The sequence below is a fragment of the Rubritepida flocculans DSM 14296 genome, assembly GCF_000425365.1.
GTDB lineage: Bacteria > Pseudomonadota > Alphaproteobacteria > Acetobacterales > Acetobacteraceae > Roseococcus > Roseococcus flocculans.
Genome location: NZ_AUDH01000001.1, coordinates 241,405 through 263,907, shown reverse-complemented (window position 1 = coordinate 263,907; position 22,503 = coordinate 241,405). Strand labels below are relative to the sequence as shown.

The following is a 22,503-nucleotide window of genomic DNA, read 5'->3' as shown; positions in this document are numbered from 1 at the left end:
CGCGCGGGGCTTCTGGACGAGGCTGCCTCCGGCGGGCTTCATCGCCCCCGGGGAACGGCCAGAAGAAGGAAGGTTCCATGCTGCGACTGCGTCATCTCCTGCTGGCGGCGGCCCTGCCCGTCGCCCTCGCCACCGCCCAGCCCGCCCAGGCCCAGGGCACGCTGCGCATCGGCATGACGGCGGCCGACATCCCGCTGACCCACGGCCAGCCCGACCAGGGCTTCGAGGGCAACCGCTTCACCGGCATCCCGCTCTACGATGCGCTGACGGCCTGGGATCTGAGCCGGGCCGACCGCCCCTCCACCGTCATTCCCGGCCTCGCCACCGAATGGAGCGTGGACCCGAACGACCGCACGCGCTGGGTCTTCCGCCTGCGCCCCAGTGTGCGCTTCCACGACGGCTCGCCCTTCAACGCCGACGCGGTGGTGTGGAACGTGCGCAAGGTTCTGGACCGCGAGGCGCCGCATTTCGACCCGCGCCAGGTGGGCGTGACGGCGACGCGCATGCCCACGCTGCGCCGTGCGGAGAAGATCGACGAGCTGACGGTGGCGCTCTTCACCAGCGAGCCGGACAGCCTGCTGCCCATCAACCTGACCAACCTGTTCATGGCCTCGCCCGCGCATTGGGAGGTGCTGCGCCGCCAGCACCCGACGGCCGAGGCCACCTGGAACGCCTTCGCCGCCAACCCCTCGGGCACCGGCCCCTTCCGGCTGACGCGCCTCGTCCCGCGCGAGCGGGCGGAGATGGTGCGCAACGACGCCTACTGGGGCGAGCGCGCGCGGCTCGAGCGCATCGTGCTGCTGCCCATCCCGGAGGCCAATGCGCGCACCGCGGCGCTGCTCTCCAACCAGGTGGACTGGATCGAGGCGCCCGCGCCCGACGCGGTGCCGCAGCTCCGCGCCCGGGGCATGCAGATCGCGAGCAACCCGCAGCCGCATGTCTGGCCCTGGCAGCCCTGCTTCCTCGAGCACTCGCCGCTGCGCGACGTGCGGGTGCGCCGCGCCATCAACCTCGCCATCGACCGCGAGGGGCTGCGCACCCTGCTCGGCGGCATGATGCAGCCCGCGGTGGGCACGGTGCCGCCGGGCCATCCCTGGTGGGGCAACCCCTCCTTCAACATCCGCACCGACAAGGCCGAGGCGCGCCGCCTGCTGGCCGAGGCGGGCTACGGCCCCCAGCGCCCGCTGAACCTGCGCGTGCAGATCAGCGCCTCGGGCTCGGGCCAGATGCAGCCGCTGCCGATGAACGAGTTCCTGCAGCAGGATTTGCGCCAGGTGGGCGTGAACGTCGAGTTCGACGTGATCGAGTGGAACGCGCTGTTCACCAACTGGCGCCAGGGCTGCGGCCACCCCTCGGCGCGCGGCGCGCACGCCATCAACGTCAGCTTCGCGGCCATGGACCCGTTCTTCGCCATGGTGCGCTTCTGGGACAGCAAGATGGCCGCGCCCGTCTCCAACAACTGGGGGATGTTCAGCGATCCGCGCTTCGACGAGCTGGTGGCGGCGGCGCGCAACGCCTTCGAGCCGGCCGAGCGCGACGCGGCGCTGGCGCGGCTGCACGCGGCGGGCGTGGACGAGGCGCTGTTCATCTGGATCGCGCATGACGTGGGCCCGCGCGCGATGAGCCCGCGCGTGCGCGGCCATGTGCAGCCGCAGTCCTGGTTCGTGGACCTGCGCCTGCCCTTCATCCAGTGACGGCCATGGCCTCGCCGCGCCCTGTTCCGCACCCCGCGCCGAGGGCGCCGGCGAGGCCTCCTGGAGGTGAGGGCTGATGTTCTTCTATCTGGTCCGGCGCGTGCTCTACGCCATCCCGATCGCGCTTGCGGTCGGCTTCGTCTGCTTCATGCTGGTGCAGATCGCCCCCGGCGATCCGATCAACGCCATCGTGCCGCCCGATGCGCCGCAGGAGGTGGTGGAGCAGGTGCGGCGCGACTACGGGCTCGATCAGCCCCTGCCCGTTCAGTTCGGCCTGTGGCTGCTGAAGGTGGTGCAGGGCGATCTCGGCCGCTCGCTCGCCACGGGCCGGCCGGTGTGGAGCGATCTCTCCTCCGCCATCGGCAACACCCTCACCCTGGCCGCGGCCGCCTCGCTCATCGGCTTCGTCTTCGGCTGCGTGCTGGGCGGGCTCGCGGGCACATTCCGCGGCAGCCTCATCGACCGGCTCGCGGTGACCAGCGCGGTGGCGGGCGTCTCGGTGCCGCACTACTGGCTCGGCATGGTGCTGGTGGTGATCTTCTCGGTGCAGATGAACGCCCTGCCGGCCATGGGCGCGGGGCCCGGCGGCAGCGCCGACTGGGCCTGGGACTGGGAGCATCTGCAGCACCTGATCCTGCCGGCCGTGACGCTCTCCGTCATTCCCATGGGCATCGTCACGCGCACGGTGCGCGGCATCGTCGCCGAGATCATGAACCAGGAATTCGTCACCGCGCTGCGCGGCAAGGGCCTCACCTCCTGGGGCGTGTTCCTGCACGTGGTGAAGAACGCCGCACCCAACGTGATCGCGGTGATGGGGCTGCAGCTCGGCTACCTGATGGGCGGCTCCATCCTGGTGGAGACGGTGTTCTCCTGGCCCGGCACGGGGCTGCTTTTGAACAGCGCCATCTTCCAGCGCGACCTGCCGGTGCTGCAGGGCACCATCCTCGTGCTGGCGATGTTCTTCGTGGCGCTCAACCTCGTGGTGGATCTGGTGCAGACGGCGCTGGATCCGCGCATCAAGCGCGCCTGAGCGGAGGAAAGACGCGATGAGCAGCACCGCCGCCGCCGCCGAGCTCGCCGTCCAGGCGAAGCAGGCCGCGCTCTACCGCTCCGAGGGCTACTGGGCGGGCGTGTGGAAGCGCCTGCGGCGCGACCCGGTGACGATCGCCTGTTCGCTGATCCTGCTCGCCATGCTGATCGTGATCGTGTTCGCGCCGCTCTTCGCGCCGCACGATCCCTATCAGGGCAGCATGATCCGCCGCCTCAGGCCCATCGGCACGGAGAACTACCCGCTCGGCACGGATGAGCTGGGGCGCGACATGCTCTCGCGCCTCATCTACGGCGGGCGGCTCTCCTGGTTCATGGGCATCCTGCCGGTGGCGCTGGCCTTCGTGATCGGCACCACGCTCGGCGTCACGGCGGGCTTCGTCGGCGGCAAGGTCAACATGCTGATCATGCGCGTGACCGACGTGTTCTACGCCTTCCCCTCGGTGCTGCTGGCGGTGGCGATCTCCGGCGCGCTGGGGGCGGGCATCCTGAACGCAATCCTCGCGCTGACGCTGGTGTTCATCCCCCCCATCATCCGCGTGGCGGAGAGCGTGACGACGGGCGTGCGCAACCTCGACTTCGTGGACGCGGCGCGGGCCTCGGGCGCATCGGCCTTCACCATCGTGCGCGTGCATGTGCTGGGCAATGTGCTGGGGCCCATCTTCATCTACGCCACCTCGCTGATCAGCGTGTGCATGATCCTCGCCTCGGGCCTCTCCTTCCTCGGCCTCGGCACGCGGCCGCCGGAGCCGGAATGGGGGCTGATGCTGAACACCCTGCGCACGGCGATCTATGTGCAGCCCTGGGTGGCGGTGCTGCCCGGGGCCTGCATCTTCGTCACCTCCATCTGCTTCAACCTGGTGAGCGACGGGCTGCGCCAGGCGATGGACGTGAAGGGCTGAACCCTCACGCGGGCCTGCCGGCCCGCGCCTCGAAGCGGAAGGGCGCCGCGCTGTCCTCGTTCGGGTCGAGCTGCAGGCGGTGCTCCAGCGGCGGGAAGGCGCGCGAGCGGCAGTCCGCCCGGTCGCAGAGCCGGCAGGAAAGCCCGATGCCCACGCGCGCGGCCGAGAGATCGAGCCCGTCGGCATAGACCACCTCCTCCGCCCGCGCGATGTCGCAGCCGATGGCCACGACATGGGTGGGCGGCGGCTCGCCCCAGCGCGGAGAGCGCCCGTTCATCGCGCGCGCGATGCAGAGGAAGGCCGCGCCGTCCGGCAGCTCGGCGGCCTGCACCTGCACCTGTTCGGGCGTGGCGAAGGCGTGGTGCACGATCCATTTCGGGCAGCTTCCGCCGAAGCGCGCGAAGGGAAAGCCGGCCGCCGAGAACCTTTTCGTGACGTTGCCCGCGGCGTCGGCGCGCAGGAAGAAGAAGGGCAGGCCCCGCGCGCCCTCGCGCTGCAGGGTGGAGAGGCGCTGCGCCGCCTGCTCGTAGCTCACGCCGAAGCGCGCGGCGAGGCGCTCCACGTCGTGCCGCAGCTCCCGCGCCGCCTTGAGGAAGGGCAGATAGGGCATCAGCAGCGCGGCGGCGGCGTAGTTCAGCAGCCCGATGCGGATGAGCTGCTCCGCCTCGGTGCTGGAGGGCTTCTCCTCGCCGATGGTCTGCTCCACCGCCTCGCGCGCCTCCATCAGCATGAGCTGGAAGGCCATGCGGAAGCCGCGCGATTCGCGCGGGATGTTCTCGGAGAGCCAGAGCTCGCGCGTGCGCGGGTCGTAGCGGCGGTCGCTCTCGGTCATGGCGGTGACGGTGACGCGCACCGCGTGTTTCTGGCGCAGGCGCTCGGCGATGGCGTGGTTCATCTCCGCCGGCGCGGCGCCCATCTCAGCCCCCAGCGCCTCGGCGCGGCTTTCCAGCAGCGGGAAGTGGTTGCCGCGCTCGTGGAAGAAATCGCGCGCCTCCTCGTTGGGCAGCAGCATGCGGCGGCCCGAGGGCAGCGCGATGCCGGAGGAATCCTCGCGCGCCACGCGCCAGGCGCGATAGAGCGCCAGCACGCCGCGCGCCGCATTGGGCGCGGAGGCGGCGATGGCCTGCACCTCGCCCTCCGGCACGGCGTCGAGGCCGAGCACGGGGTCCGAGAGCACCTCGCGCAGCCCCGCCTCGAGCTGCCGTTCTGCATGGCCGGAAAGCGCCGCCAGATCCACGCCCAGCGCCTCGGTCAGCTTGATCAGCACGGCGGCCGTCACCGCGCGCTGGTCGTGCTCGATGAGGTTGAGATAGCTCGCGGAGATGCCGAGCCGCGCGGCGAGGCCCTGCTGCGTCATGCCGCGCTCCAGCCGCAGGCGCCGGACGGTGCGGCCGATCAGGGGGCGGGCCATGACGCCCCCGCTTTTACAGGATTCACGAAACCGCCCTCAAAAAGGTCCGAAACTGCACAGGCTTGCGCCCGGAAGCCCATTCTCGCCCGTGACTTGGCGCGCCGCAATGTGAATCATTCACAGCGTTCCGGGCGAGACGACCCGGACGGAGTTTCGGAGAAGCCAGGATCATGCCCTCCCTTTCCACCCCGACCCACGCGCCCGATGGCAGCGGCTCCGGCGGCCCCGGCCGCGATCCGGGCCGTTTCGACGGCATCCGGCGCGACTACACGCCGGCCGATGTCGCGCGGCTCGCGGGGTCTTTCCGCGTGCAGCACACGCTGGCCGAGATGGGCGCGCGCCGCCTGTGGCATCTGCTCCGCACCGAGCCCTATGTGGCCACGCTGGGCGCGCTGACGGGCATGCAGGCGCTGCAGCAGGTGAAGGCGGGGCTGAAGGCGATCTATCTCTCGGGCTGGCAGGTGGCGGCCGACGCCAACTCCGCCGGGCAGATGTATCCGGACCAGTCGCTCTACCCGGTGGACAGCGTGCCGAAGGTGGTGAGCCGCATCAACGCCGCGCTGCGCCGTGCCGACCAGATCGCGACCATGGAGCGGCTGGACGGCAAGGCCGACGACCCGACGCACTACATGGCGCCCATCATCGCCGATGCGGAAGCGGGCTTCGGCGGCGCGCTGAACGCCTATGAGCTGATGCGCGCGATGATCGAGGCGGGCGCGGCCGGCGTGCATTTCGAGGACCAGCTCGCCAGCGAGAAGAAGTGCGGCCATCTCGGCGGCAAGGTGCTGGTGCCCATCAGCCAGCACATCCGCACGCTCAACGCCGCGCGGCTGGCGGCGGATGTGGAGGGCGTCTCCACCGTGCTGCTCTGCCGCACCGATGCGGAGAGCGCGCAGCTCCTCACCTCCGACATCGACGAGCGCGACCGCCCCTTCCTCACCGGCGAGCGGACGCCGGAGGGCTTCTTCCGCATCAAGCCCGGCATGGGCAAGCAGTACGCCATCGCGCGCAGCCTGGCCTACGCGCCCTATGCCGATCTGCTCTGGTGGGAGACCTCCGACCCCGACCTCGACGACGCGCGGGAGTTCGCGGAGGCGATCCATCGCCAGTTCCCGGGCAAGATGCTGGCCTACAACTGCTCGCCCAGCTTCAACTGGCAGCGCAAGATGGGCGTCGAGGCGGCCGAGCGCTTCCAGCGCGAGATCGCGGCGATGGGCTACAAGTTCCAGTTCGTCACCCTCGCCGGCTTCCACTCGCTGAACCTGAGCATGTTCAAGCTCGCGCGCGGCTACGCCGAGCGCGGCATGGGCGCCTATTCCGAGCTGCAGCAGGCCGAGTTCGCGGAGGAGCGCAACGGCTTCACCGCCGTGCGCCACCAGCGCGAGGTGGGCGTGGGCTATTTCGACGCGGTGGCGACGGCGGCGAGCGGCGGCCAGAGCAGCACCACCGCGATGAAGGACAGCACCGAGACGGCGCAGTTCCACCACGCCTGACCATCCCTCACCCCCAGCCACGCACCGGAGGAACCCCGATGAGCCACCCGCACGATCACGACGACGGCCTGGTCCACCCGCACAACTTCGCCTGCCGCGAGCGCGGCCGCATGGCGGAGCGGCCGCTGGTGCAGCGCCCCGCCGAGGACCACGACGACGGCCTGGTGCACGCCCACAACTACGCCTGCGGCGAGCGCGGGCGCCCCATCCACGCCTGACGCTTCAGGCGGCCATGGCGCGGGCGAAGACGCCCGCGTCCACATTGCCGCCGGAGAGGATGATGGCGGTGGCGCCCTCGCGCGGCGGCAGCTTGCCGGCCAGCAGCGCGGCGAGCGCCACCGCGCCGCCGGGCTCCACCACCAGCTTGAGATGGGTGAAGGCGAAGCGCATGGCGGCGAACACCTCCGCCTCCGTCACGCTCACGCCGCCCGCCACGCGCGGCGCGTTCACCGCGAAGGTGAGCGCGCCGGGCTGCTTCGAGAGAAGCGCATCGCACAGCCCGCTGCCGGTCCCGTCATTGGCCAGGCGTTCGCCCGCGCGCAGCGAGCGGCCGTAATCCTCCCAGCCCTCAGGCTCCACCGCCCAGATCTCCGCCTCGGGCAGCAGCGCCTTGATGGCGAGCGCCGAGCCGGCGAGCAGCCCGCCCCCGCCGGTGCAGATGGCGAAACGCGCGGGCGCCAGCCCCTCGGCGCGCGCATCCTCGATCAGCTCCAGCATGGCGGTGCCCTGGCCGGCGATCACGTCCGGATGGTCGAAGGGCGGGATCACCACCGCGCCGCGCCGCGCGGCGAGCTCGGCGGCCAGCGCGTCGCGGTCCACGCCGTGCCGGTCGAAGAAGTGGATTTCCGCGCCCCAGCCGCGCGTCGCCTCCACCTTCACGCGCGGCGCGTCAGCGGGCATGGCGATGAGGGCGGAGAGGCCGAGGCGATGCGCCGCCGCCGCCACCGCCTGGCCGTGGTTGCCGGAGGAATGCGTCACCACCGGCGTGCCGGGCGGCAGGCGCAGCGCGGCGTTGGTCGCGCCGCGCAGCTTGAAGCTGCCGGTGATCTGCAGCGGCTCGGGCTTCACCAGCACGGGGCCGCCCACCGCATCGTCCAGCGCGCGGTGGCGCAGCAGGGGCGTGCGGCGGATGCGCCCGCGCAGCCGCTCGGCGGCGGCGCGCACGTCGTCGAAACCCGGAGTCATGTCGAGAACCTTCGCGGATCGGTGAGCGGAACGGCGGCGCGGAGCTCGGCCTCCGGCTCCGTGCCGCGGATGAGATGCGCGAGCAAGCGGCCGGCCGCGGGCGCGGTCTGGATGCCGTAGCCGCCCTGGCCCACGCACCAGAAGAAGCCCGGCGCGGCGCAGGGGCCGAGCGCGAGCCCGCGATCGGGCGTGAAGGTCCGCAAGCCAGCCCAGCGATGCTCCACGCGGTGCACGGGGATGTCGAGCGCCTGCTGCATGCGGTCGATGGCGATGGCGATGTCGAGCTCGTCGGGCTGCGCGTCGCAGGGTTCGCTGTCCGTCTCGTCGGCGGGGCTGACCATCAGCTTGCGCCGCGCCTCGGGCCGCACATACCAGGAATGCGCGACATCGCCGACCAGCGGCCAATCCGCGCTGTCCCATCGCCCGGGATCGAGGATCAGCGCGGTGCGCCGCTTCGGCTGCAGGCCGAGCGGCGCGACCTCGGCGAGCCGCGCCACCTCATCGCCCCAGGCGCCGGCGGCGTTGACCAGAACGGGCGCGGCGAAGACCGCGCCGCCGCTCGTCTCCGCGTGCCAGAGCCCGCCCGCGCGCCAGATGCGCCCCGCGCGGTGGCGCAGCGCCAGGACGCCGCCCGCCGCCTTCGCCTGGCGCAGGAAGCCCTGGTGCAGCGCCGCCACGTCGATGTCGAAGGCGTCGCGCTCGATGCTGGCCGCGGCCAGGTAGTCGGCGCGCAGCGCGGGCACCAGCGCGCGGGCCTCCTCGGGCGAGAGGGGCTCGAGGCCCTCGCCCTCGGCCAGCGTCGCCTCCAGCGCCGCGCGCTGCGCCGCATCGGCCACCGTCAGCACGGCGCGGCGGTGCGCGAGCGGCGTTTCGGCGAAGCCCCGCGGCGGATCCTCGAAGAAGCCGCGCGAGGCGGCGGTGAGCAGCCGCGCATCCGCCGTGCCGTAGTTCAGGATCCAGATGGCGGCGGAGCGGCCGGTGGTGTGGTGGCCCGCGACCTCCTCCGCCTCCAGCAGCGCCAGGCGATGCGTGGGCGCGAGATGCGCCGCGGCGGTGGCGCCCGCGATGCCCGCGCCGATCACCAGCGCGTCGAAACGATGCGTGTCCATGCTGTCATCCTGATTCGGGCGGAAGGGGCCAGCAAGCGGTTGCGCCCGCGGCGCAGCCATGACTAACCTTCCCGCCCAGCGGCGCAGACCGCGGAAAAAATACACGAGGAGGAGAGTGCAAGATGGCAGGCAAGGATCTGTCGCGTCGCGCCGTGCTTGGCGCCGGCGCGGGTGTGGTGGCCGCGGGGACGCTCTCCGCGCCCGCGGTGTTCGGCCAGCCCACCACCACCATCCGCTGCGGCTTCTGGGACCATTGGGTGCCCGCGGGCAACGAGGCGATGCGCCGGCTCTGCGCGCAATGGGGCGAGCGCAACCGCGCGAACGTGGTGGTGGACTTCATCACCAGCGTCGGCAACCAGAACCTGCTGACGATCAACGCCCAGGCGCAGTCGCGCAGCGGGCACGACATCCTCTCCTTCCCCACCTGGGAGCCGGCGGCGCACCAGCGCCTGCTCGTTCCTGTGGATGACGTGATGCAGCGGCTCACGGCCAAATACGGGCCGGTGACGCCGGCGGCGGAATACCTGGGCAAGCAGGGCGGGCGCTGGGTGGCGATCCCCGCGGTCTCCGGCACCCAGCTCAAGCCCGCCTGCGTCCGCCTCGACCTGATGCAGCAGCACGCGGGCCTCGACATGCGCGCCATGTGGCCCGCCGAGGACCGCGCCGGGCCGGGCGCGGACCAGTGGAACTGGGAGACCTTCGCCCGCGCGGCCGAGGCCTGCAACCGCGCGGGCTTCCCCTTCGGCCTGCCCATGGGCAGCTTCACCGACGCGGTGGACTGGCTGGGCGCGCTGTTCACCAGCTACGGCGCCAACGTGATGGACGAGCGCGGCAACCCCACCGTCCGCGGCAACGCGAAGCTGCGCGCGGCGGTGGAGATGGCGGTGCGCATCAGCCGCCAGCTTCCCAACGACGTCTGGGCCTGGGACGACGCGGCGAACAACCGCGCGCTGATCTCGGGCCGCTCGGCGCTGATCTTCAACCCGCCCTCCGCCTGGGTGTCGGCGCGGCGCGACAACCCCGCGGTCGGCGCGCAATGCTGGACGCTGCCGGTGCCGAGCGGGCCGGAGGGCCGCTTCGTCGGCTACCTGCCCTATTTCTGGGGCATCTGGAACTTCTCGCGCGTGCAGGGGCCGGCGAAGGAGCTGCTGGAGTTCCTCTCCGACCGCGCCTCGGCCGAGGCGCAGACCTCGACCAGCGCGGGCTACGACATCCCGCCCTTCATCTCGATGAACGACTTCCAGGTGTGGGCCACGGAAGGCCCGCCGGTGGGCACCGTGTACAACTACCCCATCCGCGCGCACCACAACGCGCGCACCAGCGTGGCCTTCGCGCCCGCGCCGCCGCAGATGGCGGTGCAGGCCTACAACCAGGCGCTGAACACCAAGCTCATCGCCCGCATCGTGCAGGCGAACGAGACGGTGGACCAGGCGCTGGCCTGGCTCGAGCGCGAGTTGAACACCATCCGCCGCGGCGGCTGAGGGGTCATCCGCCGCGGCGGCTGACGGCGCCGCCGCGGCCCGTCCATCGCAGGGGAGGGGAAGATGCCGGCCGATGGCACGCTCGCGGCGCCGGTCAGCGCCGCGCCGCGCGCATCCTCGCTGCAGCGCCTGGCGCGGCGCCGCTCGACGATCGCCTTCGTGATGACGCTGCCGCTGATCGCGGTGATCGCGGGGCTCGTCGCCTATCCGGCGGGCTACGCGATCTATCTCTCCATGCTGAACCGCCGCATGGACGAGTTCGCCTGGTTCCTGAACTACGAAATCCTGGTGGAGAGCGAGACCTTCTGGCTCGTCGTCTGGCAATCCTGCCTCTTCGCGGTGACGGCGGTGGTGCTGAAGGCGCTGATCGGCTTCTGGCTGGCGCACATGCTGCACCACATCCCCACCAAGGGGCAGCGCAAGTGGCGCGGCATGCTGCTGGTGCCCTGGGTGATCCCGCCCGCGCTCTCCACCCTCGGCTGGTGGTGGATGTTCGACCCCACCTACTCCTCGATCAACTGGCTGCTCGCCATCATCGCCGTGCCGCCGGTGCCATGGCTGGGCGAGCCCTGGTGGGCGCGCGTCTCGGTCATCATCGTGAACGTGTGGTACGGCGCGCCCTTCTTCATGATCATGTATCTCGCGGCGCTGAAGAGCGTGCCCGAGCAGCTCTACGAGGCCGCGGCGATAGACGGCGCCACGGGCTGGCAGCGGCTGCGCTACGTCACCCTGCCGATGATGCGCAACATCATCTCCATCACGGTGCTGTTCAGCCTCATCGTCACCTTCGCGAACTACGACATCGTGCGGGTGCTGACGAACGGCGGCCCGCGCGACCTGACGCACCTCTTCGCCACCTACGCCTTCCAGGTGGGCATCCTCTCGGGGAACATCCCGCGCGGGGCGGCGGTGAGCCTGTTCATGCTGCCGCTGCTCGCGGTCTTCGCCTTCTTCATCCTGCGAGGGGTGACGCGGCGCAACAAGGAGATGGCGTGATGTCGGCCAGCGCGGCGGCGCACCGGGACCTGCCCCGGATCTATCACAAGGTGGGCTCGCTCCGGGCGGAGCGGCGCTGGGCGCTCTGGACCAGCTACGCCTCGCTCGTCGTGGCGGCGGTGATCTTCCTCGCCCCGCCCTTCTACATGCTCATCACCAGCCTCAAGACCAACGCGGAGATGGCCGATCTCTCGGGCAATCCCTGGCTGATCCGCGAAGTCACCTTCGAGCACTACGCCGCCATCCTGGGCAATGAGCTGTTCCTCGGCTTCTTCTGGAACAGCATCAAGGTGACGGTGCTGGTGGTGGCGATCACCATGGCGATCAGCGTGCTGGCGGCCTTCGCGCTCTCGCGGATGCGGTTCTGGGGCAGCCAGGCGCTCGCCACCGGCGTGTTCCTCACCTACCTGGTGCCGGACACGCTGCTGTTCATCCCGCTCTACCAGATCGTGGGCGGGCTCGGCCTGCTCAACTCCACCTGGGGGCTCTTGCTGGTCTATCCGACGCTGACGGTGCCCTTCTGCACCTGGATCATGATCGGCTATTTCGCCTCCATCCCGAAGGAGCTGGACGAGGCGGCGCTGATCGACGGCGCGACCTGGACGCAGATGCTGCTGAAGATCTTCGTCCCCGTCGCGCTGCCCGGCATCATCGCCGCCACCATCTTCGCCTTCACCGTGAGCTGGGCGGCCTTCGTCTATCCCACCGCCTTCATCACCACGCCGGACGAGATGCCGCTGACCATCGGCGTCGTCAGCCAGCTCGTGCGCGGCGACACCTTCGCCTGGGGGCAGATCATGGCCGGCGCGCTGCTGGCCGCGCTGCCGCCCGTGGTCGTCTACGCCTTCCTGATGGACTACTACATCGCCGGCCTGACCGCCGGCGCGACGAAAGGGTGAGCCGGAGATGGCGCAGGTTTCGCTTCGCAGCCTCGTCAAGGAATACGACGGCGGCGTGCAGGCCGTGAAGGGCATCGACCTCGAGATCGCGGACCACGAGTTCGTGGTGCTCGTGGGGCCCTCGGGCTGCGGCAAGACCACCACGCTGCGCATGATCGCGGGGCTGGAGGAGATCACGCGCGGCGAGATCGCCATCGGCGGGACGGTGGTGAACGACATCCCGCCGCGCGACCGGGACATCGCGATGGTGTTCCAGAACTACGCGCTCTATCCGCACATGACGGTGTTCGACAACATGGCCTTCGGCCTGCTGCTGCGGAAATTCCCGCGCGAGGAAATCCGCCGCCGGGTGGACGAGGCCGCGCGCATCCTCGACATCGCGTCGCTGCTCGACCGCAAGCCCAAGGCCCTCTCCGGCGGGCAGCGCCAGCGCGTGGCCATGGGCCGCGCCATCGTGCGCAACCCCAAGGTGTTCCTGTTCGACGAGCCGCTCTCCAACCTCGACGCCAAGCTGCGCGTGCAGATGCGCACCGAGATCAAGAAGGTGCACCAGACGGTGAAGACCACCACCGTCTACGTCACCCACGACCAGGTGGAGGCGATGACGCTGGCCGACCGCGTGGTGGTGATGAACCACGGCGTGATCGAGCAGGTGGGCCCGCCGCAGGAGCTGTATCACCGCCCCGCCACGCGCTTCGTGGCCGGCTTCATCGGCAGCCCGGCGATGAACTTCATCCCGGCGCGGCTCGAGGCGGCCTCGGGCGCGCTCAACCTCCACCTGCCGGGCGGCATCGTGCTGCCCGTGCCGGAGGAGCGCACGGGGCGCTACGAGGCGGCGAAGGGGCGCGAGGTGCTGTTCGGCATCCGCCCCGAGCACCTGACCGAGCGGCGCGAGGGCCGCGCCACCTACGCCGAGATCGAGATCACGCCCGAGGTGATCGAGCCGATGGGGATGGAAACCCTGGTGCATTTCCACCTGGACGGCGCGCGCGACCTCTGCGCGCGGCTCGACCCCACCGTGCCGGCCGCGCCCGGCGCGCCCATCCGGCTGACGGCCGATCTCGCGAACATGCACCTGCTCGACCCGCAGAGCGGCCGGGTGCTGTAGGGCATGAGCGGCCTGCTGCAGCGCGCCGCCCGGGCGCTGCGCAACGGGCTGAAACCCTCCGCGCAGGAGTTCCTTCGCGCCCGTGCGCATTTCCACGCGCCGCTGCCGCCAGGGCCCCTCGCCTCGCAGTCCTATGTGGTGTTCGACCTGGAGGCCACGGGCCTCAAGCCCTCGCGCGGCGATGCGCTGCTCGCCATCGGGGCGGTGAAGCTGCGCGGGCTCGAGCCCGTGGCGCGGTTCGAGACGCTGGTGGATCCTGGCCGGCCCATCCCGCCCGAGGGCGTGGCCTATCACGGCATCACCGAGGAGCGCGTGCGCGGCGCGCCGCCAGCGCGCGAGGCCATCGCCGCCTTCCTCGACTTCGCGGGCGAGGACGTGCTGGTGGCCCACAACGCCGCCTTCGACCGCACGCTGCTCTTCATGGAGGAGCATCGCGGCGCGCCCGCCGTGCCCAACCCCGTGCTGTGCAGCCTGCTCACCTCGCGCTGGCTCGACCCGCAGGAGGCGGACCACTCGCTGGACGGGCTGTGCGGGCGCGCGGGCATCGTCATCGCGCGCCGGCACGCCGCGCTCGGCGATGCGGAGGCGACGGCGGCGCTGTGGGTGCATCTTCTGGCCCGCGCCGCCGCACGCGGCGTGGAGGATCTGCACGAGCTGGTGCGCCGCAGCCGCATGACGGCGCAGATCGCCGAGACGGCGGAGCATTTCTGACCTACCAGAGCTGCCCCGTCAGCGCGGAGATGGCGCCGCGGCTGAAGCTGCGCACCGCCTTCAGCCCGTCGCGCAGCGCATTGCGCGCGGGCTTCTCCAGCGCCGCCGTGTCCACCAGGTTGCCGGGCGGCAGCCCGGCCTCGTGATCGGCGAGCTGCTGGCGCAGGACCACCTCCAGCAGCCGGTCGAAGGCGTCGTGCAGCGCCTCGGCCTCGCGCGCGGCCAGGGCGCGGCGCTCCACCAGCGCATCCAGCCGCGCGGGCGTGCCCGTGGCCTCCACGCCCTCGCGCAAGGCCAGCAGCCGCGCCGCGGCGACCAGCGGCATCAGCCCGTGCAGCTTGAGGTCGGTGCGCGTGCCGGGCCCCGGCTCGTCATCCGTGAAGCCGCCCCAGAGCGTGAGCCCGACGGTGAGCGAGGCGTTCTGCGCCGCCATGGCGCCGAGCAGCGCGGGCTGGGCGGCCAGCACGCGGCCCAGATGCGCGCGCAGCGCCGCGGCCGGCGCGGCCTCGCCCCAGGCGGGGCGGAAGTCGAAAGCGATGTCGGAGAAGAGCAGCGCCGCCCCCGCGCGGCGATGCGCCCAGATCTCGAACTGCCGCTTCCATTGCGCGAGGCTTTTCCGCCACAGCGGGTTGCGCGCCATGATGCCGCCGCTGCACAGCGGGAAGCCCGCTTGCGCGAGGCCTTGGACGAAGCTCTCGCTGAAGCCGCGGAACCAGCCGTCCACCCGCTCATGCTCGGCGTCGGGGTAGTCCTCGAGGATCAGGCCATTGTCCTGATCGGGGCGCAGCAGGCTCTCGCCGCGGCCGAGGCTGCCCATCACCAGCAGCGTGAAGGGCAGGGGCGGCGGGCCGTGCTCGGCCAGCGCGCGCTCCAGCACGCGGCGGTGCAGCTCGAGGTTGATGCCGTTGACCAGCGCCACCACCTCGCGCGCCGGCACGCCCTCGGCCAGCAGCGCGGCGGCGACGCCGGCCTGGGCGGATTTCACCGCCGCGTCCTCGCCCGCCAGCGCGTCGAGATGCGCGAGCAGCCGGCCCGAGACGGCGGCCAGGGTTTCCGCGCGGTGCAGCATCCCCACGCAGCGCCCGGCGGCGTCGAGCACGGGCAGGTGGCGCAGCCGGTGCGCGCGCAGCAGCGCCACCGCGCGCCACAGCCCCGCATCCTCGGCGCAGGCGATGGGCGGGGCGGTCATCGCCGCCGAGAGCGGTGCCTCCGGCGGCAGGCGGAAGGCGACGCGGCGCGTCACGTCCTGCTCGGTGAGGATGCCCACCGGCCGGCGCATCGCGTCCACCGCCAGCACGGCCGAGGCGCGCGCGGTGGCCATGGCGGCCAGCACCTCCAAGAGCGGCGCCTCGGGCGGGAACTCCGGCGGGGGCGCGGCCATGGCGGCGGTGACGGCGCCGGTCAGCGCCGCGGCGGGGGAGGAGGAGAGGTCGCGCCGGGCCATGCGTCGGAGCCTAGTCAGCCGGGCGGCGGATGGCGAGCGCGCCTTATGCCAGCGCCATCCGCTTTCGCCCCGCGAGAGGGCGAAGGGGCCGCGACACCCGCCCTGCCCGCGATACGCCCGGCCCGGGTGCCGGGCGCGTCACCAGGCGCGCAGCCGGCGCGTCGCCTCGCCGCCGATCTTCAACCACGCCTCGCCCCTGGCCAGCGCCGCGAGATCGCAGCGCGGGCCGAGGATGCGCCGCGCCGCCCCGGGCTCGGCATTGCAGCGGAAGGCGAGGACGAGGCCCATCTGGTCGAGGAACTCGTCGTCCTCGCCGGAGAAATCGTCCGGGCTTTGCGAGCTCAGGAACACCACCCCGCCCTTGGAGCGGCTGACGCGCAGCAGGCCCGAGAGGCCGGGCAGCCTTTCGCCCAGGATGCGGTGCGCCTCGTCGATCAGCACGGCGTAGCGCAGGGCGCGATTCCCCGCCGCATCCGTCGGCGCGTCGGGCAGGCTGTTGGCGTAACGGTCCAGCGCGTCGGTGATGAGCGTCACGACGCTGACCTTGACCAGATCGGGCAAATGCGCGGGCAGGCGAATGATCCAGGAGCGTGCGAAGAACTCCGCCGGCGCATGCTCGGGCGCGAAGAGGCGCAGGCGCGTCAGATCGCGCAGCGTCGCCACCGCGCCATCCTCCTTGCGGCCGCGCTCGGCGTAGAGGCGCACCAGCGCCTCGCGGATGTCCTCGAGGCGGCAGGGCTGGTGCTGGCGCAGCGCGCGCTCCGCCGCCTCGGCCAGGAGTTCCTTCTGGTTCGCGCCGAAACCGGCCCCCTTCAGCGTGCTGAGGCTGTCGCGCAGGCGCTGCGCCGCGAGGGCGAGGGTGGTGGGCGAGCGGTCCGCCAGCGCCAGCACGTCGAGCGGGATGGGCTGCTCCACCGGATTCAGGACGGTAGCGCCGAAAGCCCGGTCCAGCGCATTGTCCTTGTCGGTCAGGTCGCCCTTGAAATCGAAGGCGAGCAGGGGCAGCGGCGTGGCGGCGCGCAGCTCGCGCAGGATGGCGGTGACGGTGCGCGTCTTCCCCGTGCCGGAGGCCCCCATGAAGGCCGCGTTGGCGGCGCCGCCGGGGGCGTTCAACGGCCAGCGGATCGGCTCGCCGCTGCCCGCATCCTGGCTCACCGATCCAAGCCGCAGCGCGATGAGGCCGGGCGGCGGGGCCGCGCCGCCCGGGGCGGCGGGCTGCTCCGCCGTGGAATCGGGGCCGTGCGGCAGCGTGGCCTCCGCGATCAGCCGCCAGAACCGCGTGGAATCCCGCCCCGCCTCCTCCAGCATCGGCCCCAGCAGGGCCATGCCGCGCGCCCAATGCGCGCGCACCCAGGCCTGGAGCTCCTGCCGGTCCTGCGGGGCGCGGCCGGCATGTTCGACGAGAAGCGAGACCCAGGCGGCCAGATCGGCGCCGGGGCCGAACAGCGTGCGGCCGTTGATGGCGCGCCGCCCATCGGAGGGCGCCGCGGGCGGCGCGGCCGCCACCGCGAGGGAGCGCGCGATGGCGAGCCGCGGCGCCTGGTAATGCGCGCCGAAGCCCAGCGCGTCCTTGAGCTGCTGCCCGATCTGCTCCGCCTCGGCGGAGGCGCGGAAATCGAGGGTCGCGATCTCGTCGAGCCCGAGCGGCGCGGCCGCGTGCGGCGTGTCCATGCTCACAGCCCCTGTCCCGGAAAATAGCCCTCCTCGGGCCAGGAGACGCCGCCCTCGCCCACCACCCGGTTCTCCAGCCGGTAGGCCTTGGCGACGCGGGGGCGGATGGCCTCGAGATAGGGGCCAACCACCTCCGTATTGGTCGAGATCAGGAACACCTGGCCTTGGCGCGCGGCGAGGTGGCGCAGCACGTTCAGCCGGTGCTCCTCGTCCAGCCGGCCAAGCGGCGTGTCCACCACCAGGGGGAAGACGCGGCCGGAGACCTCCGCCACCGCCGCGAATAGCGCCTGGGTGAACACCTGCTTCTCGCCCGCCGAAAGGTCGAGCTCGCGCAAATCCCGCCCATCGGGGCCGATGAGGCGGACCTCGCCCTGCGCGTCGATCTCCACGCCGCGGAACAGGTCCTTCTTGTGCGCCATGGCGGAGATGCCGGCGCTCATCGCCGCCGCGATCTCCCGGCTTTGCAGCGGCAGCGCCTCCGCGGTCAGCGCGTCGAGCATCTGCGCCACCTCCTCGGCGCGCCGGGCGCGCCGGGCGGGAAGCTCCGACTGGTCGAGCAGGGCGGTGAGCCGGCCGAGCTCCGCGCGCTTCTGATGGAGCTCGCCTTCCAGGGAGGCGATCCGGTTGCGCAGCTCGCTCTTCTCGACTTCGCGCCGCGTCACCTCCGTCTGAAGGGCTTCGATGCGCGCGATCTTCTCCCTCAGCGCCGGGCCGCCCAGCCGCGCCTTCTCGATGCGCTCGTTGCTCTCCTGCACGGCGGCGGCAGCCTCGACCAGCGCGCCCTGAAGGCGTTGCACCCGCTCGGCGGTCACCCGCGCGGCCTCCTCGAGCCGGCGGCGCACCTCCTCGCGCAGCCGGCGGTCGAGATGCGCATGGCGGAAGCTCTCGGCGGCATCCTGCGGGGCGGGATGCCACAGCCGCTCCAGCGCGTGGCGGATCGCCTCCGCAATGGCGGCCTGCTGCGCGGGCGAGAGGGGCGGGGCGAGCGCCCCGAGATCGGCGGAGATGGTCTCGAGCACCCCCTCCGCCCTCTCGCGCACCGAGGCGGCGCCGGCGAGCCATTCCTCGCGCCGCCGCTCGGCCTCGAGCCGCGCCAGCACCGCCTCTCGCAGCGGCGCGCCGGCCAGCGCGAGCGGAAGCTGCTGCTCGGAGAGGCTGGCCAGCGCCTCCTCCGCCTCGCGATAGCGTTCCTTGGCCGCCTCCCGGCGCGCGATCCACTCCTCGTTGTCGGCGGCCGTGCCGGCGCCATGGCTGGCGAGCTCGCGCATCAGGGCGTCGCGCTCGGATTCCAGGGCGGGCAGCCCGGCCTCCACCTCGGCGAGCCGGGCACGGGCCCCTTCCATATCCGCGTCCATGCGCGCGATCTCGGCGTCGAGCGCGGCGAGCTGGTCGCTCGTCGCGCCCCGCGCGATCTGGGTGCGGCGATTGGCGGCATAACCGCGCAGGCTGTCCGCCAGACGGCGCAGCCAGCTCAGGCCCAGCAGCCCCTCGATGCCCTGGCGCACCTGCACCGACATCTCGCGCTCGGCGAAGATGGCGGCGGCCTCGCCGTCGAAGAGGAAGAACCCGGCGAGGTCGGGGTGCAGGAACTCCCGCGCCAGCCAGTCGCGATACCAGACATCGGGCTCGGGATCGCTGGGGTCGGGGGCGAGCGGGGTGCGGGCGATGCCCTTGTGGATGGTCACCTCCTCGTCGCGGAAATCCCCGGCGCTGGAGAAATGCCAGACGCGGCGGATTTCGACCGGCTCCCCGGCCTCGTTCAGAAAGCCGAGGGTGACGCGGCACTCCGTGCGGCCCTGCGCCAGGCCGCGCGCGTTGAGGGCGCGGCGCAGAAACTCCTTGTAGGACTGGGCGCGGCGCTCCTCGTCGGCCGCCGCCCCGGCGCGCAGCACGAGGCGCAGCCCGTCCTTGCCGAACAGGCCGAGCACGATGGCCTCGAACAGGCTGGTCTTGCCGAAGCCGTTCTGCCCGCCGATCAGGATCACGTTGCGGTCGGCCGTGGCGGCGGGGAAATCGAAGCGCGCCGTCTCGAAGGCCTTCCAGTCCCGAAGCTGAAGGAAGCGGAGCTGCATCAGCGTCGCGGCTCCTCCGGCCGGTCGAGGATCTCGTCGAAGGCCTGCCAGAGCCCGCGGCGGCGGGCCATGCTGTCCTTGTCGATCACCTCCTCGATCAAGTCCTTCAGATCCTCCTCGGGCAGGCCGATGGCGGCGCAGTGGCGCCGCAGCAGGGCGAGCCCCTTCTCCTGGCGGAAGAGCGTGACCATCTCGCGCGGCATCTCGCTGTTCCTCCTCCCTTCTTCTCAGGCCACCGCGGCGAGGGCGGCCTCGCGCGCCGCATCCTCGGCCCAGATGGCCTTGATGCGCGCGATCTCCTCCTCGCCGATCAACGGGAAGCCGACCTCCGCCTGCAGGGCGAGCAGCCGGTCCAGGAGTTCGGCGCGGGTCTCCAGCGTGAAGGGGCCGGGCACGAAGACGCCGCCCTCCGTGACGGTGATGCGCCCGTTGCGCCGGCGCGCCATGCGTCGCCGCGGGTCGTTGCGCATGGCCGCGAGCTCGTCGCGGAAACGGATCAGCGGGCCGAACTCGGCGAAGCCGGAATCCACGAACCCCTCGAGGCTGCGGTCCTTCTCCACCACCGTGCAGGTCCAGCAGCCGAAGCGCGAGGAGCGCGTGCCGCAGGAAGGCGCGTCGGATTTCTGCGTCACCACCGGGCATTCCCCGCCCCCGGCATCCCGGTAGAGCTGGATCAGGGGGCGATGGCTGCCCCCCCAGGGCGGACGGCGCGCGCCCAGGAACTCCCACACATCCTCGGTGGAAAGCTCCACGATGGGGCGGAAGACGAGGCAGCCCTGCAGATCGTTGTGCCGGTTCAGCCTCTCGCCATTGTCGTAGCGCGCCACGCTGCCCGCCCGCGTCGCGCTCTCCGAACGCCGCACGCCGAGCAGCAGGATCACCTGGCCGGAGGCAGAGACCTGCTCGCGGATGTAGCGGCTGGTGGGCTGGATCTTCATGCGATCCGTGCACCAGCGGAAGCTGCGGTTGGGCGAGGGATAGCCGCGCCCGATCAGATTCACCCAGAAGGTGGAATCGGGATCGGGGCGGGTGGTGACCGCGGTGAGCGGAAGCCGGAAGGCGCGTGCGGCGGCGGCGATCTCCTCTTGCACGGCCAGCATGTGCCGCAACACCAGCGGGCTTTCCACCAGCGTGTCGTTGGAGACCAGGTGCACGGGCCGCCGACGGTCCATCGGCGCGAGGGAGAGCAGCATCTCGAAGACGAGATGCGCCACCAGCGTGCTGTCCTTCCCGCCCGAGAAGCCGAGAATCCAGGGATAGCCGTGCGGCTGGAGATATTCGTCCCTCAGCTCCGCCAGAACGGCGCCGATGGCGGCCTCGGGGGCCTCATCGGGGGGGGGGGGGGGGGCGAAGGGGTCGGTCATGACAGCCAGGAAAGCATGGGCGAGTCGTGGCGCACAATCCGGAGGTTGACCCGGCCCCCCCCCGCGCTCTGGACGCCCGCCCGCCGCGCGCGCAGTCTCGCCCGCGCAAGGAAGGGGAACGCCGATGGCCGAGCCGAGCTACATCCACATCCCGGTCGGGGAGCTGCAGTCCTTCGTCACGCGCATCTTCCTCGCCACCGGCTGCGCGCAGAAGGAGGCGGCGCGCATCGCCGAGCATCTGGTGGGCGCGAACCTCGCGGGCCATGACAGCCACGGCGTGGTGCGCGTGCCGCGCTATGTGGAGTGGCAGCAGGCGGGCTACGTCGTGGCGGGGCGGACGGTCGAGGTGGTGAACGACGGCGGCGGCTTCGCGCTGCTCGACGGCGGCTTCGGCTTCGGCCAGACCGTGGCCGAGCAGGCGACGGAGTTCGGCATCGCCCGCGCCATCGAGCAGGGGGCCGCCATCGTCGGGCTGCGCAACGCGGGGCATATCGGCCGCGTGGGCGACTATGCCGAGATGGCGGCGCGCGCGGGCCTCATCTCCATCCACTTCGTCAACGTGGCGGGCAGCGTGCTGGTCGCGCCCTTCGGCGGCGCGGAGCGGCGCTTCTCCACCGCGCCCTTCTGCGTGGGGGTGCCGCTGCCCGGCGGCCCCGTGATCCTCGACTTCGCCACGAGCCTCGTCGCCGAGGGCAAGGTGCTGGTGGCGAGCAATGGCGGCAAGCCGCTGCCGGAGGACGCGCTGATCACCGCCGAGGGCGCGCTCTCCTCCGATCCGCGCACGCTCTATGGCGACTACCCGCCGGTGGGGCCGCGCAACCCCGCGGCCGGAACCGGCGCGATCCGCGCGTTCGGCGGGCACAAGGGTTCGGGCCTCGCGCTGATGTGCGAGCTGCTGGCCGGGGCGCTGACGGGCGGCGGCACCTCGGGCCCCGTGGCCGCGCGCGGGCGCATCGCCAACGGCATGCTCTCGGTCTTCCTCTCGCCGCGGCATTTCGGCGACGAGGCCGCCTTCCAGCAGGCCGCGCGGGAGTATCTCGACTGGGTGAAGTCCTGCCGCCCCGCAAACCCGGAGGAGCCGGTGCTGCTGCCCGGCGAGCCGGAGAAGCGCCGGCGGCAGGAAAGGCTGGTCAGCGGCGTGCCGCTCACGCCGGAGACCTGGCAATCCATCCTCGACACCGCCGCGAGGCTTGGCGTCGAGGCGCCGTGAGGGCATGAGGGGGCGCGATGAGCACCACCCTGCACGATGCCTACGCCGCGGCGCGCGAGCGCTTCCTCACCTCCGCCATGCGCCGCATCCCCGAGGCGAGCATGGCGAGCCAGGCGCGCGCCCTGGGCCTGTGGCGGCACAATCGCCTGCACGCGCGCTTCGAGCCGCAGGCGCTGCTGGCGGTGGACCTCGCGGTGTTCCGCCCGGTGGGCGGGCACAGCCGCGCCATAGACCGCGAGGCGCGCGCCATGCGCCCGGCCGAGGGAAGCGAGGCGGCGCGGGTGCTGGCCGGGCTGCTGCGCGCGGAGTTCACCCTGTTCCGCATCCTCGCCTGCGCGCCCGAAGGCGGCCGCGCCGAGGCGGAGGACATGCTGCGCGGCCAGCGCTTCACCCTGCGCGACAAGCGCCTCGGCCAGGACGGCACGCAGGGCGTGGGCCTCGCCGGCCACCTCATGCCGATAGACGGGGAGATGATGACCTGCGGCGTGGTCGCGCCGCTGACCGATGCGGTGATCGACACGCTGCTCGGCCGCTTCGCGCCGGTGGAGGAGACGCCGCGCATCCTGCCGCCGCTCACGCCGCTCTCGCCCGAGGACGCGGCGGCGCTGCGCGCGGCCTCCGCCGCGCCCGACTTCCCCGCGCGCGTCTATGCGGCGGTGCTGGACCACCAGGTGATGGGCCCGCGGCCCGATTGATCGCGCGGCGG

The 22,503-nt window shown here is 72.2% G+C and carries 20 protein-coding genes; 12 read left to right on the top strand and 8 right to left on the bottom strand.

Annotated elements, in window-relative coordinates; genetic code table 11:
* Positions 1 to 77 precede the first annotated feature (77 nt).
* The 3 genes from H596_RS0101275 (at position 78) to H596_RS0101265 (ending at position 3,643) form a co-directional block, all read left to right on the top strand.
* A complete protein-coding gene (locus tag H596_RS0101275) occupies positions 78 to 1,694 on the top strand; it encodes an ABC transporter substrate-binding protein (protein ID WP_051212226.1) in 1,617 nt (538 codons plus the stop codon).
* A gap of 76 nt (positions 1,695 to 1,770) precedes the next feature.
* Positions 1,771 to 2,724 carry an ABC transporter permease gene (locus H596_RS0101270; RefSeq protein ID WP_027283348.1) on the top strand — a complete coding sequence of 318 codons (954 nt, stop codon included), beginning with the start codon at positions 1,771 to 1,773 and terminating at the stop codon, positions 2,722 to 2,724.
* 16 nt (positions 2,725 to 2,740) lie between these two features.
* Positions 2,741 to 3,643 carry an ABC transporter permease gene (locus tag H596_RS0101265; protein ID WP_027283347.1) on the top strand — a complete coding sequence of 301 codons (903 nt, stop codon included), beginning with the start codon at positions 2,741 to 2,743 and terminating at the stop codon, positions 3,641 to 3,643.
* A gap of 4 nt (positions 3,644 to 3,647) precedes the next feature.
* Here the strand turns inward: H596_RS0101265 and H596_RS0101260 are convergent, their stop codons facing one another.
* Entirely contained in the window at positions 3,648 to 5,054 is a 1,407-nt protein-coding gene (locus tag H596_RS0101260; RefSeq protein WP_027283346.1) for a helix-turn-helix domain-containing protein, read from the bottom strand.
* A gap of 170 nt (positions 5,055 to 5,224) precedes the next feature.
* Here H596_RS0101260 and aceA point away from each other — a divergent pair, with 170 nt between their 5' ends.
* Together aceA and H596_RS0101250 are read left to right on the top strand one after the other, a co-directional pair.
* Complete coding sequence (gene aceA / locus H596_RS0101255; RefSeq protein ID WP_027283345.1) at positions 5,225 to 6,547, top strand: isocitrate lyase; 1,323 nt, start codon at positions 5,225 to 5,227, stop codon at positions 6,545 to 6,547.
* A gap of 38 nt (positions 6,548 to 6,585) precedes the next feature.
* The gene (locus H596_RS0101250) at positions 6,586 to 6,765 is read left to right on the top strand and encodes a hypothetical protein (protein ID WP_027283344.1); all 180 of its coding nucleotides are present in this window, start codon (positions 6,586 to 6,588) and stop codon (positions 6,763 to 6,765) included.
* Positions 6,766 to 6,769: 4 nt separating this feature from the next.
* Here H596_RS0101250 and H596_RS0101245 read toward each other — a convergent pair whose 3' ends face one another.
* Positions 6,770 to 7,732, bottom strand: coding sequence for a threonine ammonia-lyase (locus tag H596_RS0101245; RefSeq protein ID WP_027283343.1), 963 nt, complete (start codon positions 7,730 to 7,732; stop codon positions 6,770 to 6,772).
* The gene (locus H596_RS0101240) at positions 7,729 to 8,841 is read right to left on the bottom strand and encodes an NAD(P)/FAD-dependent oxidoreductase (protein ID WP_027283342.1); all 1,113 of its coding nucleotides are present in this window, start codon (positions 8,839 to 8,841) and stop codon (positions 7,729 to 7,731) included. Before H596_RS0101240 ends, H596_RS0101245 begins: the two co-directional genes overlap by 4 nt.
* Before the next feature lie 122 nt (positions 8,842 to 8,963).
* Here H596_RS0101240 and H596_RS0101235 point away from each other — a divergent pair, with 122 nt between their 5' ends.
* The 5 genes from H596_RS0101235 to H596_RS19530 all read left to right on the top strand — a co-directional run bounded on the left by H596_RS0101235 (position 8,964) and on the right by H596_RS19530 (position 14,036).
* Positions 8,964 to 10,322 carry an ABC transporter substrate-binding protein gene (locus H596_RS0101235; protein WP_027283341.1) on the top strand — a complete coding sequence of 453 codons (1,359 nt, stop codon included), beginning with the start codon at positions 8,964 to 8,966 and terminating at the stop codon, positions 10,320 to 10,322.
* Positions 10,323 to 10,385: 63 nt separating this feature from the next.
* Positions 10,386 to 11,318: a carbohydrate ABC transporter permease gene (locus H596_RS0101230; RefSeq protein WP_027283340.1), complete on the top strand. Its 933-nt coding sequence runs from the start codon at positions 10,386 to 10,388 to the stop codon at positions 11,316 to 11,318.
* The gene (locus tag H596_RS0101225; RefSeq protein ID WP_051212225.1) at positions 11,318 to 12,217 is read left to right on the top strand and encodes a carbohydrate ABC transporter permease; all 900 of its coding nucleotides are present in this window, start codon (positions 11,318 to 11,320) and stop codon (positions 12,215 to 12,217) included. Before H596_RS0101230 ends, H596_RS0101225 begins: the two co-directional genes overlap by 1 nt.
* 7 nt (positions 12,218 to 12,224) lie before the next feature.
* Complete coding sequence (locus H596_RS0101220; RefSeq protein ID WP_027283338.1) at positions 12,225 to 13,325, top strand: ABC transporter ATP-binding protein; 1,101 nt, start codon at positions 12,225 to 12,227, stop codon at positions 13,323 to 13,325.
* Between the two features lie 3 nt (positions 13,326 to 13,328).
* A complete protein-coding gene (locus H596_RS19530) occupies positions 13,329 to 14,036 on the top strand; it encodes a 3'-5' exonuclease (protein ID WP_027283337.1) in 708 nt (235 codons plus the stop codon).
* A gap of 1 nt (position 14,037) precedes the next feature.
* On the opposite strand, the gene H596_RS22660 is transcribed toward H596_RS19530, so the two are convergent.
* The 5 genes from H596_RS22660 to dndC all read right to left on the bottom strand — a co-directional run bounded on the left by H596_RS22660 (position 14,038) and on the right by dndC (position 20,587).
* Positions 14,038 to 15,480 (bottom strand): DUF294 nucleotidyltransferase-like domain-containing protein, encoded by a 1,443-nt coding sequence (locus H596_RS22660; RefSeq protein ID WP_051212224.1) that lies wholly within the window; start codon positions 15,478 to 15,480, stop codon positions 14,038 to 14,040.
* 138 nt (positions 15,481 to 15,618) lie between these two features.
* A complete protein-coding gene (locus H596_RS0101205; protein ID WP_037299490.1) occupies positions 15,619 to 17,151 on the bottom strand; it encodes a DndE family protein in 1,533 nt (510 codons plus the stop codon).
* Between the two features lie 2 nt (positions 17,152 to 17,153).
* A complete protein-coding gene (gene dndD, locus H596_RS0101200) occupies positions 17,154 to 19,223 on the bottom strand; it encodes a DNA sulfur modification protein DndD (RefSeq protein ID WP_027283335.1) in 2,070 nt (689 codons plus the stop codon).
* Positions 19,223 to 19,426, bottom strand: coding sequence for a DNA modification system-associated small protein (locus H596_RS0101195; protein WP_027283334.1), 204 nt, complete (start codon positions 19,424 to 19,426; stop codon positions 19,223 to 19,225). Before H596_RS0101195 ends, dndD begins: the two co-directional genes overlap by 1 nt.
* Positions 19,427 to 19,450: 24 nt before the next feature.
* The gene (gene dndC, locus H596_RS0101190; protein WP_037299489.1) at positions 19,451 to 20,587 is read right to left on the bottom strand and encodes a DNA phosphorothioation system sulfurtransferase DndC; all 1,137 of its coding nucleotides are present in this window, start codon (positions 20,585 to 20,587) and stop codon (positions 19,451 to 19,453) included.
* A gap of 124 nt (positions 20,588 to 20,711) precedes the next feature.
* Here dndC and H596_RS0101185 point away from each other — a divergent pair, with 124 nt between their 5' ends.
* Positions 20,712 to 21,797, top strand: a complete 1,086-nt coding sequence (locus tag H596_RS0101185; RefSeq protein ID WP_051212223.1) for a malate/lactate/ureidoglycolate dehydrogenase — start codon at positions 20,712 to 20,714, stop codon at positions 21,795 to 21,797.
* 17 nt (positions 21,798 to 21,814) lie between these two features.
* The gene (locus tag H596_RS0101180) at positions 21,815 to 22,492 is read left to right on the top strand and encodes a hypothetical protein (protein WP_027283331.1); all 678 of its coding nucleotides are present in this window, start codon (positions 21,815 to 21,817) and stop codon (positions 22,490 to 22,492) included.
* Positions 22,493 to 22,503: the final 11 nt, after the last annotated feature.

Coding starts and splice junctions, on each gene's coding strand:
- H596_RS0101270 (WP_027283348.1), top strand. CDS start 1,771: ATGTTCTTCTATCTGGTCCGGCGCGTGCTCTACGCCATCCCGATCGCG.
- H596_RS0101230 (WP_027283340.1), top strand. CDS start 10,386: ATGCCGGCCGATGGCACGCTCGCGGCGCCGGTCAGCGCCGCGCCGCGC.
- H596_RS0101235 (WP_027283341.1), top strand. CDS start 8,964: ATGGCAGGCAAGGATCTGTCGCGTCGCGCCGTGCTTGGCGCCGGCGCG.
- H596_RS0101180 (WP_027283331.1), top strand. CDS start 21,815: ATGAGCACCACCCTGCACGATGCCTACGCCGCGGCGCGCGAGCGCTTC.
- H596_RS0101220 (WP_027283338.1), top strand. CDS start 12,225: ATGGCGCAGGTTTCGCTTCGCAGCCTCGTCAAGGAATACGACGGCGGC.
- H596_RS19530 (WP_027283337.1), top strand. CDS start 13,329: ATGAGCGGCCTGCTGCAGCGCGCCGCCCGGGCGCTGCGCAACGGGCTG.
- H596_RS0101240 (WP_027283342.1), bottom strand. CDS start 8,841: ATGGACACGCATCGTTTCGACGCGCTGGTGATCGGCGCGGGCATCGCG.
- H596_RS0101205 (WP_037299490.1), bottom strand. CDS start 17,151: ATGGACACGCCGCACGCGGCCGCGCCGCTCGGGCTCGACGAGATCGCG.
- H596_RS0101225 (WP_051212225.1), top strand. CDS start 11,318: ATGTCGGCCAGCGCGGCGGCGCACCGGGACCTGCCCCGGATCTATCAC.
- H596_RS0101250 (WP_027283344.1), top strand. CDS start 6,586: ATGAGCCACCCGCACGATCACGACGACGGCCTGGTCCACCCGCACAAC.
- H596_RS0101265 (WP_027283347.1), top strand. CDS start 2,741: ATGAGCAGCACCGCCGCCGCCGCCGAGCTCGCCGTCCAGGCGAAGCAG.
- H596_RS0101275 (WP_051212226.1), top strand. CDS start 78: ATGCTGCGACTGCGTCATCTCCTGCTGGCGGCGGCCCTGCCCGTCGCC.
- dndC (WP_037299489.1), bottom strand. CDS start 20,587: ATGACCGACCCCTTCGCCCCCCCCCCCCCCCCCGATGAGGCCCCCGAG.
- aceA (WP_027283345.1), top strand. CDS start 5,225: ATGCCCTCCCTTTCCACCCCGACCCACGCGCCCGATGGCAGCGGCTCC.
- H596_RS0101260 (WP_027283346.1), bottom strand. CDS start 5,054: ATGGCCCGCCCCCTGATCGGCCGCACCGTCCGGCGCCTGCGGCTGGAG.
- H596_RS0101185 (WP_051212223.1), top strand. CDS start 20,712: ATGGCCGAGCCGAGCTACATCCACATCCCGGTCGGGGAGCTGCAGTCC.
- H596_RS0101245 (WP_027283343.1), bottom strand. CDS start 7,732: ATGACTCCGGGTTTCGACGACGTGCGCGCCGCCGCCGAGCGGCTGCGC.
- H596_RS22660 (WP_051212224.1), bottom strand. CDS start 15,480: ATGGCCCGGCGCGACCTCTCCTCCTCCCCCGCCGCGGCGCTGACCGGC.
- dndD (WP_027283335.1), bottom strand. CDS start 19,223: ATGCAGCTCCGCTTCCTTCAGCTTCGGGACTGGAAGGCCTTCGAGACG.
- H596_RS0101195 (WP_027283334.1), bottom strand. CDS start 19,426: ATGCCGCGCGAGATGGTCACGCTCTTCCGCCAGGAGAAGGGGCTCGCC.